We start from the raw sequence: 12,420 nt of genomic DNA, 5'->3' as shown, positions 1-12,420 counted from the left end.
GCATGCCGCCCTGGATGGCCGACCCGTCGGGACGTCTCGGCGGACCCGCTCGCATGCGCCTGCTCGAGGCGCTGGCGGCGGCATCCGCTCCGCTCAGCGTCAGCGATCTCGGCATCGCGATCGGCGTCGATCAGCCGCGCGCCTCACGGCTCGTGCAACAGGCCGTCGATCACGGCTTCGTGCGCCGTGAGGCCGACCCCGACGACGCGCGACGCACCCGTATCGCTCTCACCGACGAGGGTCGCAGGCTCGCCCGCGGCATGCGCGGGGAGCGTCGCGAGATGCTCACGACCGCGCTCGCTTCCTTCACAGACGACGAGCGGGTCGAGCTCGCCCGGCTGCTGAACAAGCTCGCCGACAACTGGCAGCGCTGAACCGGCTGCGCCCTAGGCGCGCGCGAACTCGAGCGACGGCTCGTCGTCGACCGAGAGCGACAGCACGACGGTCTCGACGGCTTCGTGTGCCTCGATCCGCCGTTCGACGTCGCGCAGCCGGCGGGCCACATCGTGCTCGCGGGCGTCGCCGGCCAGGTCGATCTCGGCCACGATGAACAGCCGGTTCGGCCCGACGTACTCGATGTGCAGGTAGGTGACGCGCTCGATGTCGTCCAGCCCCAGCAGAGCGGTGCCGACGCGGGCCCGCAGCTTCGGCGCCGCCGTGGCGCCGACCAGGAACGCGATGTTCCGCCGGATCAGGATGATCGCGACGACGCCGAGCAGCACGCCGACCAGGATCGAGCCGATCGCATCCCACGCGGCCACGCCGGTGATCTGGTGCATCGCGATCGCGCCGGCCGCGATCGCCAAGCCGATGAGCGCGGCGGAGTCCTCGAAGAACACGGCCCGCAGCGTCGTGTCGCTCGTCTCCAGCACGAAGTCCCAGGTCGACGATCCGCGTTCCTTGGCCAGGCGCCGGGACCTCACCATCGCCTGTGTGAACGACGCGCCCTCCAGCACGAACGAGACGCCGAGCACGATGTACGCCACCATCGGGCTCTCCACGGGGCCCGTGTCGGACAGCTCCTGGATGCCGTGCATGATCGACACGATGGATCCGGCCGTGAAGATCCCGAACGCGGCGATGAGCGACCACACGAAGGCGTTGCGTCCGTAGCCGAGGGGGTGCCGCGCATCCTTGGTCTTCGCGCCGCGGCGGTCGGCGATGAGGAGGAACACCTCGTTGCCGGCATCCGCCCACGAGTGCGCCGCCTCGGCGACCATCGATGCCGACGAGGTGATGATCGCCGCGATCGTCTTCGCCACCGCGACGAGGATGTTGGCGAGGAAGGCGAGGATCACGGTCACGCGGTCAGGCTACTCCCGCCGCGGGTGTGCACGACTCAGCGCGGCGCCTTCACCGGGAGCAGCAGCAGGAAGCCGGCGATCAAGACGATCACGATGCCGAGGATGCCGTAGGCAGTCTGGCTCGTCAGCACGATCAGGAGCGTCCAGGCGCCGGAGGCCATCCAGCTCGCGGCGCGACCGGTCGTGGCGTAGAGGCCGAAGATCTCGCCCTCGCGGCCGGCGGGGGTGACCCGGGCGAGGAACGAGCGTGCCGCCGCCTGCGCCGGACCCACGAACGCGCACAGGACGAGGCCGCCGATCCAGAAGACCATCGACCCGGCGTCCCGCAGGAAGAAGACCGCGAGACCGGCGACGATCATCGAGCCGATCGAGGCGAGGATGATCCGCTTCGGGCCGAGGCGGTCGTCGAGCCGGCCGGCGGCGATCGTGGAGACGCCGGCGATCAGGTTCGCGACGATACCGAAGATGATGATGTCCTGCGCCTCGAAGTGGAACACGGCCGTGCCGATGATCGCTCCGAAGGCGAACACGCCGCCCAGCCCGTCGCGGAAGACGGCGCTCGCCAGCAGGTACCAGAAGGTGGGCCGGGTCTCCTCGTTGCGGTACAGCCCGGCGACGTCCTTCACCAGCAGCGGGTAGGAGGCGAAGAAACCGACCTTGCGCTCCGGGCGGCCGAGCGACGGCTCCGGCACGTTGAGGAAGATCGGGATGCTGAAGATGATCGCCCATACGGCGCATCCCACGGCGATCAGTCGATAGGCGAGGCCGTTGTCGGTCGACATGCCGAACCAGTCGAAGGTGTCGAGCACGACCACGATCACGAGGGCGATGATGCCGCCGAGGTAGCCGAAGCCCCACCCGAGGCCCGAGATGCGTCCGACGTTCTTCGGGTTCGCGATGCCGATGAGCATCGCGTTGGAGTTCACCGCGGCGATCTCCTGGAACACGGTCGCGGCCGAGATCAGGGCGACGCCCAGCCAGAACAGGCTCGGCGTCGGTTCGACGAACCACAGGCCCAGCATGCACAGGATCAGGGCTCCGGTGCCGATCCCGAGCCAGAGCTTCTGGCGCCCGGCGGCATCCGCCCGCTGGCCGAGCACCGGAGCGAGCAGCAGGATGCCGAACGCGGCGATGGTCGAGCCCAGCCCCAGCCCGGAGGCGAGGTCCGCCTCGGCGGCCAGTCGCACCTGGTCGTTCTTGTCGAGGGCTGCCACGTCCGCGGGGAGGAATCCCTCCCCGACGAGGTACAGCGCCGTGAACACGAACGTGAGGATGACGGTGTTGAAGGGCTGCGTCGCCCAGTCCCACAGCGCCCAGGAGTACACCTGCTTCTTGGGGGCCGGCGTCTCGCCGCGCAGGTCGAGTCCGACGACGGCCACGGCGCCGCTGTTGGCGGTCGCCACGGGCTCGGGGACGCCCTGGCGAGATTCGGGTTCGCTCATGGGGGAAGTCTGGCGGCCCACGGTGAACGCCCGGTGACGGCGCGCCGCACGCCGGATCGTGCGTGATCCTCGAACGGGTCAGAGCGCAGGGCCGCGCCGGATGCGGATCGGGCCGCGGGTCTCGTCGATGCGCACGCGCTCGCCCTTCTGCGTCACCACGATCTCGTCGCGGGCGGCGAGTTCCGCCGCGACGCGTCGGACGTCGTCCATGCGCGCGCGCCAGCCCTCGCCGCCGACCGCGCGCGCGACGTCGCTGGGGCAGATCGAGGAGTCCGACCGCTTGCGGGTGAGCGCTCGGATCGCCGCGGCGATGCGTTCGTCGAAGGCGTCGCCGGAGCGCGCCTCCCACCAGGGGGCGCCTCGTTCGCCGAGTGCGTTCTTGGCGTCCTGCACCCGGCGCCGGGCGTCGGGCTTCGACGCCTTCACCGCGCGCCGGGCCGCCATCAGCTCGTCGACCAGCTCCTGGCGCAGCGCATCGGGGATCGACGGATCGGATGCGCGCCACCGCCGTCCGTTCACGATGATGTGGTGGCCGTCGGGGGTGCGCTCCGGGCCGTCGTCCCGCTCGTGCGCCGCGTCCCGCTCGTGCTCCGCCATGCCGACAGTGTCTCGGGCCCGCAGCGACCGCTCCAGACCCTTGACGAGCGACGCTCACGCGTACGACGCGGCGAGCATCTCGGCGAACAGCTCCTCGGCGTCGCACTCGACGCGGTGCCGGGTGAACCAGTCGCAGATGTTCACGCAGTCGCGGTGCAGCAGATCGAGCCCCTGCGGGTTCGCGATGATGTCGACGATCTGCGGCAGGTCGATCACCCGCACCCGCCCCTCGTGCACGAGCAGGTTGTACGCGGAGAGGTCGCCGTGGGCGAAGCCGGCCGCGGCGAAGATCCGCATGAGATCGACCACCTGGACGTAGTACTCCTGCAGCTCGGCGCGGTCGCTGCGCACCTGGGCGAGTCGGGGCGCGGCCGTGCCGTCGGCATCGCCGAGGAACTCCATCAGCAGCTCGGTGCCGTTGACCTGCACGGGGTAGGGCACGGGGGCGCCGAGCTCCCACATCCGGCACAGCGCCTCGAACTCGGCGAACGACCACTGCGCCGCGGCGACCTCGCGGCCGTGATCCGACTTCCTCGCGAGGGCGCGGGTGTCGCGGGTGTTCCGGGTGCTGCGGCCCTCGGTGTAGACGGACGAGCGGTGGAAGCTGCGGTGCTCGGCGCTGCGGTAGCGCTTCGCCGCGAGCAGCGTGCGCTGGCTCGGGTCGTCCGGCACCGCGCGTTCGAGCAGGAACACGTCGGCCTCCTTGCCGGTCTTGAGGATGCCGCGTTCGGTGTCGAGTGCGCCCGCCGAGGTGACCACCCACGCGGGCCACGGCTGGGGGCCGCGCTCGGACGGGGTGATCGCGGGCCAGGTGGACCAGCGCTGCCCCTCGCCGGGATCGACGTCGGCGAAGGAGAGTTCGGTTTCGAGGGAGTCGAATGAGGAAGTGAAGTGATCAGACAAGGTGTGGCTCCGGGAGCAGGAGGCCACGCCAGGGTCAGGAGCGGGTGGCCTCGAAGGGAAGGTGGTCGGCGGTGAGCGCGACAAAGACCGTGTTCATGTCTTCAGCTCCTTCCGCTCGGGCTTCCCGGGCGCTTCCCGGTGCGTCGTCGAGCATAGGGCGTGCGTCGGTTCCGTGTCCAGGATTCCGGGACTCGGACGATCGGTCGGTAGCGGCGGACGCCTGATCGGGCGACGGCATCCGGATGCTGCGAGCGTGGAACCATGACCATCACAGCGCCCGTCCCCACCGTGCCGGCCTCGGCCGTCACCCGCATCCGCTACGGCGGACTGATCGTGCTGATGCTGATGGGATTCCTGCTGGTCACGGCGGAGTTCCTCCCCAACGGCGTGCTGACGGAGATGGCCGACGGCCTCGGCGTCACTCCCGGTCAGGCCGGGCAGACCGTCACTGTCACGGCCCTCGTCGGCCTCGTCGTCGCGCCGACGATCGGGCTCATCTTCCCGCGCCTCGACCGGCGGTCGCTGCTGGTGTGGATGGCGCTCGCCGCGGCGGTGTCGAACCTCATCGTGGCGATCTCGCCGAATCTGATCATCGTGCTGCTGGCGCGCTTCCTGCTGGGCGCCGCGATCAGCGCGTTCTGGGCGATGTCGATCACGGTCGCCGCCCGCCTCGCGGGGCCTGCGAACCTCGGTCGCGGCGTCATGTTCACCTCCGCCGGTGTCTCGCTGGCGACCGTGGCCGGCGTGCCGCTGGGCGTGATGCTGAGTGAGCTCGTCGACTGGCGGATGGTCTTCGCCATCGCGGGCGGGCTGATGGTGGTGCTCGCGGTCGTCCTGCGATTCGCACTGCCCTCGGTTCCGGCCGAGCGCGCGTCGAGCCTGCGCCTGCTCGTCGACACGCTGCGCCGGCCGGGCATCGGACTCGGCATGGTCGGGCACGTGCTCGTGGTTCTCGGGCACTTCCTCGCCTACACGTACGTGCGTCTCGCGCTAGAGCGCATCCCCGAGGTCGACGCCTCGACGATCGTGGTGCTGCTCGCGCTCTTCGGCGTCGGCGGCCTCCTCGGCAACATCACGATCGGGCTCGTCATCGACCGCACGTTCGCGTTCTTCGCGGTGTTCGCCCCGCTGGTGATCGCCGTGTCCGTGATCTCGATGATCCTGTTCTCCGGGTCGATCCTGGGTGTGGGCATCGTGGTGGTGGTGTGGGGCTTCTTCTTCTCGTCCTGGCTGATCGTCGCGAACACCTGGGTCGGACACCGGATGCCGGATCGGCTCGAAGCCGGCGGCAGCCTCGTGGTCGTGGGCTTCCAGGGGGCGATCACCCTCGCGGCCGGCGTCGGCGGGCTGCTCGTCGACACCCTGAACGTCGAGCTGGTCTACGTGCTCGGTGCGGCCGCGCTGCTCGCCGGTGCCGTGCTCTTCGGGGTGTCCAACCGGGTCAGCAGCCGCGCCTGACGAGGGTGCCCGTGACGGGTGGGGACGGGCGGGACGGCGTCAGGCGGAGACGGGGATCCGGTTGGCCATCCGCCACGACGTGGGGGTCAGCCCGGTGCGGCGGCGGAACGCCCGGCTGAACCCCTCGTCCGAGGCGTAGCCCAGCTCGCGGGAGATCTCCGAGACACTGCGTCCGGCCTCGAGCATCCGCTTGGCCGCATCCACCCGGACCTCGGTGACGTAGTCCGCGGGGGAGCGGCCGACGGCGTTGCGGAACCGCTCGGCAAACGTCGACCGCGACATGGCGCCGATGGCCGCGAGGCGTTCGACCGTCCAGTCGCGGCCGGGCTCCTCATGGATGGCGTCGACGACGCGGTCGAGGAACGGATCGTTCGACAGAGACGGCCAGCCAGCCGGTGCGCAGCCGTTCGCCGCCCAGGCGCGGATGACCGACAGCAGCACGGTCGTCGCCATCATGCGGCAGATGACCGGGTCGCCCGGACGGGCCGGGAGCACGGTGTGATCGACGAGGCCCATGTTCAGGGCCAGGGCGGCGGCGGCCGGCTCGACCGCGTCGAACCCGGTGACCGTGAGGAACGGCGGGAGCAGCGCGGGCAGCGGCGACGCCGCATCCGCGAGCACGATCTCGGCGATCATGATGCTCGTGTCGCCCCGGGCCTCGAGCGCGAACGGTGTGCGACCGAGGGTGAGGAACGCGTCGCCCGCGACTAGGAGGTCGCGGCGGCTGTTCGGGTCGAGGGTGAGGCGATGCGAGTCCGGGTCGACGTCGAGGCGGCAGCCGTCGCCGAGCGGCGGATGCCCGTGCACGCCGCCTTCGACGATGTACACGAGGGTGATGGCGCCGGTCGGGATCGGCAACAGTGTGCCGGAGGCGAGCGACATCCGACGGCCGACGCCGACGCGGAGGTCGACGGCGCCGAGCACCTGCGAGATCGCGTCTGCGTCCACTGTCACCATGCCTTCGGCAACGCCTCCGTCGCGTCCGCTATTCCGCATCCGACTTCTTCGAGGCGCGAAACAGGTCGCATCGCTCCGACGTTCTCAACCATTCGGTTGATTCGACGGCGATGACGGCCGGATACGGTGGGAGGACCCCCACCCGAGGAGTTCCGTGTTCCGCACCCCCGACCGCCTGTTCCGAGTTCTCGCGATCGCGGAGGCGATCACCTGGACGATCCTGATCGCCGCGATCATCGCCCGTGCCGTCGGCGCCCCCGGGGTCGTGGTGACCGTGGGCGGCGGCATCCATGGATTCGTGTTCCTGGCCTACGCGGCGACGGCCATCCTGGTCGCGCTGAACCAGCGCTGGCACCTCGGCGTCGGTGTGCTCGCGGTGGTCAGCGCCGTGATCCCGTACGCGACGATCCCGATGGAGATCTGGCTGCACCGCACCGGGCGCCTCGACGGTGCCTGGCGCCTGGAGGCCACGGATGACCCGCGGGATCGTCGCTGGTACGACCGGCTGATGCGGTGGTTCCTGCGGCGGCCGTGGGTGCTGGCGCTGCTGCTGGCCGTCGGCATCGTGGCGCTGTACGTCATCCTGCTGCTGGTCGGCCCTCCCGGCGGCAAGTGAGCCGCCCCGGAGTGAGCCCGGTCGGCGTGGCGATCAGGGCGTGACGACGACCGCGTTCGCGTCGGTGACGGCGTCCATGATCTTCTCCGCGTCGTTGGCCATGCAGTCGACGATCGTGTAGAGGCCGACTCCGGTCTGCGTGAACGCGCGGGCGGCCATGAGCCACGACCGAGAACCCTCCACCGCGCTGACCTGACGCATCTCGACGCCGCCGTTGCCGCCCGCCATGTAGCTGAACTCGCCGGTGGTGGCGACGGGGGTGATGTCGGCCGTCGGGGTCTCCAGCAGCACGCCGAGGATCGCATCGGACGACGCGCTGTCATCGCCGTCGACGACGGGCACATCGGTCATGTGACCCTGCCAGAACCGCACCGTGCAGGTGCCGTCTGCCGTGCCGTACGTCCAGCCGCCGTTGCCGTCGTCGGGCGAGATCGTCTCCCACTGCTCGTCGGCGATGAATCCGTCGCCCCACTCGATGTAGGTGTCGGGATCGAGGTCGAGGCCCTCCTCGAAGGTCAGCGTCGTGCTGGGGGTGCCGCCTTCCGGGGCGTCCGTCCCGTCGGTCTCCGCGCCGGGCGACGGCGCCGCAGAGGGATCTGCTGCGGGGATCTGCGCGTACAGGCATCCGCTCAGGGGCAGGATCGCGAGCGTCACGATGGCGGCGGCGGTGCCGAGGCGGCGGGTGGCGGAGGCGGTCCACATCATGCCCGTCAGCCTAGCCACTTCAGGCGCGTCGGACGGGCTGCTGCAGCTCGGTGACCCAGTCCGACTGGTCGTCCGACACGGCGCGGACGTAGAGCTCTCGGCACGGCCCGTCGTGCACCAGACCGCGGGCGAAGATCTCGGTGTGGATGCCGTGCCAGCTCTCGGCGATGCGGTCCATCGACCCGAGGTGGATGCCGCACACCGCTTCGTTCGCGGCCGGGAGTTCGATGATCTCGAACCCGTCGCGGGCGGGGCCGGAGTACGTGTACCCGACGACGACCTGCAGGCCGTCGTCGAGCGTCTGGTACTGGGCGATCGGAGTGGAGAGCGAGTGCTCGTCGCCGATGATCGCCGCCACGGCGTCGAACGACGGGCCCACGACGGCGGCGACGGACGACTGATCGGCGACGACGGTGCGGATGGCGGCGAGGCGGACGGCCGGGAGGGGCTTGTCGACGATCTCGATCGGGGACATGTGGTTCTCTTTCTCGATGAGGTGGAGGCGCCGCTCCACGTCGATGAGTCTCTCTGCGGCGACCCGGTGCTCCAGCTCGACCTCCGCGCGGCGGATCCGCAGCAGGGAGGCGATGCGATCGGCGTCGACTCCCCGGTCGAGGATCGCCGAGATGTCATCGAGTCCGAAGCCCAGCTGACGCAGGGCGACGATCCGATGCAGACGATCCAGTTGCGAGGGGTCGTAGGAGCGGTAGCCGCTGAACTCGTCCACGTGGGCGGGGACGAGCAGGCCGGCCGTGTCCCAATGCCGCAGCATGCGGTGGGTCACCTGGCCGATCTGCGCGAACGCTCCGATGGACAACATGTCTCTGTTCTCCCGTCTGCCACAGTGTCAGGGTCAAGTATCGCGTCCGGGATGTGTCGATCGATTTCGCGGCGGTGTGCGGGACCCCCGTGACCGCATATCGGTATTTCGTTTTGTGGGCCTGATCTGGCACTTTGAATGTCGGTGGCCCCTGATTGACTCGAGATATGGCAGCACTGGTGGATGCGACGGTCGAGCAGATGGCGACGCTCGCCGAGCTCACCGACATGCTCGTCGGGTTGGAGCGCACGATCAGCAGTCTGCAGGCCGCGCGTGATGGCGTGCTCGCGGTCGGTTCCCGGCTGGCGCTGCAGGTGGCCGACGAGGCGGAGCATCCGGATTTCGGCGATCTGACCACCCGCACGGTCGCGGCAGAGATGGCGGCGGCGCTCCGGGTGAGCGACCGCACGGTGCAGGCGCGGATGTCGGAGGCGGTGTGGCGGGTGGAGCGCTTCCCGCTGGTGTGGGCGGCTCAGGGGGCCGGGCGCATCAGTGCCGCACATGCGCGGGCGATCTGCGATGCGGCAGAGCATCTGGAAGACGCGGCCGATCGCGACGCATACTCCGCCGAGATGGTGCCGTTCGCCGAATCGGAATCGCCGAACCGGGTGTCGCGGCATGGTCGGCGAGTCGCGGAGCGGTTCCAGTCCCGGTCGGTCGACGAGCGGCACAAGGATGCGCGGGAGAAGCGGTCGGTGTGGGTGAAAGACGTCGGCGACGGCATGTCCCGGCTCGGGCTGCTCGGCCCCGCCGCGCTCGTGCACGGCGCATTCGAGCGACTGACGCAGATGGCGCAGGGCGTGCAGGAGTCGGAATCTCCGGAGCAGCGGCCTGCGTCTTCGGAGCGGGAGGACGTCGATCAGCGCACCATCGCGCAACTCCGCGCCGATCTCGCACTCGACCTGCTGCTCACCGGCGCTCCGGCGGGGCACGACACCCCCGATGGCCTCCTTGCCGCGATCCGCGGTTCGGTCTCGGTCACCGTTCCGGTCACGACCCTGATGGGGCACGGTACGACTCCGGCCGAACTCGACGGGCGTACCCCGATCGACACCGGCACGGCGAAAGCTCTTGCGGGTGCCGCGTCCGGGTGGGATCGGATCCTCACCCACCCGATCACGGGGGCGCTCCTCGCCGTCGATCGCTATCGGCCCGGCTCCGAACTGAAACGGCTTCTGCGCGCACGGGATCAACGTTGCCGATTCCCCACCTGCGGGTATGCGGCTCGCGACTGCGACATCGACCATCATCACGATGCCGCCCGCGGCGGGCCGACCGCCATGAGAAATCTGGGCCACCTCTGCCGCCGCCATCACGTGCTCAAACACCATTCGCCGTGGGTCGTCGAAGTGCTCGGCGACGGCGCCTATGCCTGGACGAGTCCGACGGGCAGGGTCTACGTCGATCGGGAGCAGCCTCAGAACACGGTCACCTTCGTGGAGGAGCACGCCCCGGCGCCCTTCTGATCGCAGGCCCCGAAGCGTCGACTCGAGGCGGTGCGCAGCGGGCTCCCCGACGCGTGTTCCGTAAAGTTGAGTCGACTCGTATCAAGTTGATTTGACACGGTCGATGCTCGAGCGTACAGTTGAGCCATCGCGACTCAGGTTTCCCTGATCGCCGCAGATTTCCGCACCACAACGAACATCCAGTTCACGAAACTTCCAACAAAGGAGAGAACACATGGCACGTGCTGTCGGTATCGACCTCGGAACCACCAACTCCGTCGTCAGCGTCCTCGAGGGTGGCGAGCCCAAGGTCATCGCCAACGCCGAGGGCTTCCGCACGACCCCCTCGGTCGTGGCCTTCACCAAAGACGGGGAGGTGCTCGTCGGTGAGACCGCGAAGCGCCAGGCCGTCACCAACGTCGACCGGACGATCGCTTCCGTCAAGCGCCACATGGGCACCGACTGGAGCTTCGACGTCGACGGCAAGAAGTGGACGCCGCAGGAGATCTCCGCGCGCATCCTCATGAAGCTCAAGCGCGACGCCGAGTCGTACCTGGGTGACACGGTGACCGACGCGGTCATCACGGTCCCCGCGTACTTCAACGACGCCGAGCGTCAGGCCACCAAGGAGGCCGGCGAGATCTCGGGCCTCAACGTCCTGCGCATCATCAACGAGCCGACCGCGGCCGCTCTGGCCTACGGCCTCGACAAGGGCAAGGAAGACGAACTCATCCTGGTCTTCGACCTGGGTGGTGGAACCTTCGACGTGTCGCTGCTCGAGGTGGGCAAGGACGACGACTTCTCCACGATCCAGGTGCGCTCGACCGCCGGTGACAATCGTCTCGGTGGAGACGACTGGGACCAGCGTCTCGTCGACTACCTGATCAAGCAGTTCAAGGAGACCACGGGCGTCGACGTCTCGGGTGACAAGATCGCCCTGCAGCGTCTCAAGGAAGCTGCCGAGCAGGCGAAGAAGGAGCTCTCCTCCTCGACCTCGACCAGCATCAACCTGCCGTACCTGTCGCTGACGGAGTCCGGCCCGGTGTCGCTTTCCGAGACCATCACCCGCGCGAAGTTCGAGGACCTCACGAAGGACCTGCTCGACCGCACCAAGAAGCCGTTCGAGGATGTCATCCGCGAAGCCGGCATCAAGGTCTCCGAGATCGACCACATCGTGCTCGTCGGTGGATCGACGCGTATGCCCGCGGTCGCCGAGCTCGTCAAGCGCGAGACCGGCAAGGACGCGAACAAGGGTGTCAACCCGGATGAGGTCGTCGCCGTCGGAGCCGCGCTCCAGGCCGGTGTCCTCAAGGGCGAGCGCAAGGACGTCCTCCTCATCGACGTCACGCCCCTGAGCCTCGGCATCGAGACCAAGGGCGGCATGATGACCAAGCTCATCGAGCGCAACACGGCCATCCCGACCAAGCGCAGCGAGACCTTCACCACGGCAGACGACAACCAGCCGTCCGTCGCGATCCAGGTCTTCCAGGGTGAGCGTGACTTCACGCGCGACAACAAGCCGCTCGGCACGTTCGAGCTGACGGGTATCGCTCCGGCTCCCCGTGGCATCCCGCAGATCGAGGTCACCTTCGACATCGACGCCAACGGCATCGTGCACGTGTCCGCCAAGGACAAGGGCACCGGCACCGAGAAGTCGATCGTCATCTCCGGCGGCTCCTCGCTGTCGAAGGAAGACATCGAGCGCATGGTGCGCGAGGCCGAGGAGCACGCGGCCGAGGACAAGGCGCGCCGCGAGGCCGCCGAGGTCCGCAACCAGGCCGAGACGCTCGCGTACTCGATCGACAAGCTGATCACCGAGAACGACGACAAGCTGCCCGAAGACGTGAAGACCGAGGTCAAGGCCGACGTCGACGCGCTCAAGACGGCGCTGGCCGGCGAAGACGACGAGGCCGTGAAGACCGCGTTCGACAAGCTGAACCAGTCCCAGTCCAAGCTCGGCGAGGCCATCTACGCCTCCTCGCAGGCGGATGCCGCAGCCGGCGCTTCGGCTGAGGGCGAGGCCCCGGCCGGTGACGCTCCCTCCTCCGAGGAAGACGTCATCGACGCCGAGGTCGTCGACGACGAGGACGAGAAGAAGTAATCATGACGGACAAGAACTTCGACGAGAACCAGTTTCCTGAGTCCGCCGAAGGTCGCAGCGAGGGGTCAGATG

At 69.1% G+C, this 12,420-nt stretch carries 12 protein-coding genes; 5 read left to right on the top strand and 7 right to left on the bottom strand.

The annotated features are described in order from the left end of the window. Positions 1 to 374, top strand: a 374-nt coding sequence (locus ACNPM4_RS17275; protein ID WP_197021028.1) for a MarR family winged helix-turn-helix transcriptional regulator, incomplete at its 5' end; no start/stop codon positions are given. Positions 375 to 386: 12 nt separating this feature from the next. On the opposite strand, the gene ACNPM4_RS17270 is transcribed toward ACNPM4_RS17275, so the two are convergent. The 4 genes from ACNPM4_RS17270 to ACNPM4_RS17255 all read right to left on the bottom strand — a co-directional run bounded on the left by ACNPM4_RS17270 (position 387) and on the right by ACNPM4_RS17255 (position 4,246). After that, positions 387 to 1,304 (bottom strand): cation diffusion facilitator family transporter, encoded by a 918-nt coding sequence (locus ACNPM4_RS17270; protein ID WP_372467598.1) that lies wholly within the window; start codon positions 1,302 to 1,304, stop codon positions 387 to 389. A 35-nt stretch (positions 1,305 to 1,339) separates the two neighbouring features. Beyond that, positions 1,340 to 2,746, bottom strand: a complete 1,407-nt coding sequence (locus ACNPM4_RS17265; RefSeq protein ID WP_372467596.1) for an MFS transporter — start codon at positions 2,744 to 2,746, stop codon at positions 1,340 to 1,342. 78 nt (positions 2,747 to 2,824) lie between these two features. Beyond that, positions 2,825 to 3,343 carry a DUF3253 domain-containing protein gene (locus tag ACNPM4_RS17260; RefSeq protein ID WP_448986497.1) on the bottom strand — a complete coding sequence of 173 codons (519 nt, stop codon included), beginning with the start codon at positions 3,341 to 3,343 and terminating at the stop codon, positions 2,825 to 2,827. 54 nt (positions 3,344 to 3,397) lie between these two features. After that, positions 3,398 to 4,246, bottom strand: a complete 849-nt coding sequence (locus ACNPM4_RS17255; RefSeq protein WP_372467595.1) for a serine protein kinase RIO — start codon at positions 4,244 to 4,246, stop codon at positions 3,398 to 3,400. Between the two features lie 261 nt (positions 4,247 to 4,507). On the opposite strand from ACNPM4_RS17255, the gene ACNPM4_RS17250 reads away from it, so the two are divergent. After that, complete coding sequence (locus tag ACNPM4_RS17250) at positions 4,508 to 5,704, top strand: MFS transporter (RefSeq protein WP_448986496.1); 1,197 nt, start codon at positions 4,508 to 4,510, stop codon at positions 5,702 to 5,704. 39 nt (positions 5,705 to 5,743) lie between these two features. On the opposite strand, the gene ACNPM4_RS17245 is transcribed toward ACNPM4_RS17250, so the two are convergent. Further along, complete coding sequence (locus tag ACNPM4_RS17245) at positions 5,744 to 6,661, bottom strand: helix-turn-helix domain-containing protein (protein ID WP_448986495.1); 918 nt, start codon at positions 6,659 to 6,661, stop codon at positions 5,744 to 5,746. A 154-nt stretch (positions 6,662 to 6,815) separates the two neighbouring features. Between ACNPM4_RS17245 and ACNPM4_RS17240 the strand changes: the two genes are divergently transcribed. Next, positions 6,816 to 7,277 (top strand): DUF3817 domain-containing protein, encoded by a 462-nt coding sequence (locus ACNPM4_RS17240; protein WP_091031939.1) that lies wholly within the window; start codon positions 6,816 to 6,818, stop codon positions 7,275 to 7,277. A 33-nt stretch (positions 7,278 to 7,310) separates the two neighbouring features. Here ACNPM4_RS17240 and ACNPM4_RS17235 read toward each other — a convergent pair whose 3' ends face one another. Beyond that, positions 7,311 to 7,982 (bottom strand): hypothetical protein, encoded by a 672-nt coding sequence (locus ACNPM4_RS17235; RefSeq protein ID WP_448986494.1) that lies wholly within the window; start codon positions 7,980 to 7,982, stop codon positions 7,311 to 7,313. Between the two features lie 19 nt (positions 7,983 to 8,001). After that, positions 8,002 to 8,802: a MerR family transcriptional regulator gene (locus ACNPM4_RS17230; protein ID WP_448986493.1), complete on the bottom strand. Its 801-nt coding sequence runs from the start codon at positions 8,800 to 8,802 to the stop codon at positions 8,002 to 8,004. Positions 8,803 to 8,969: 167 nt separating this feature from the next. Between ACNPM4_RS17230 and ACNPM4_RS17225 the strand changes: the two genes are divergently transcribed. Continuing rightward, positions 8,970 to 10,268 (top strand): HNH endonuclease signature motif containing protein, encoded by a 1,299-nt coding sequence (locus ACNPM4_RS17225; protein ID WP_448986492.1) that lies wholly within the window; start codon positions 8,970 to 8,972, stop codon positions 10,266 to 10,268. A 214-nt stretch (positions 10,269 to 10,482) separates the two neighbouring features. Then, positions 10,483 to 12,348, top strand: coding sequence for a molecular chaperone DnaK (dnaK, locus tag ACNPM4_RS17220; protein WP_105711538.1), 1,866 nt, complete (start codon positions 10,483 to 10,485; stop codon positions 12,346 to 12,348). The last annotated feature ends 72 nt before the right edge of the window (positions 12,349 to 12,420 follow it).

The organism is Microbacterium umsixpiens (assembly GCF_053543675.1).
Note: the sequence above shows the minus strand (reverse complement) of the source record. Positions and strands in the feature narration are given on the sequence as shown.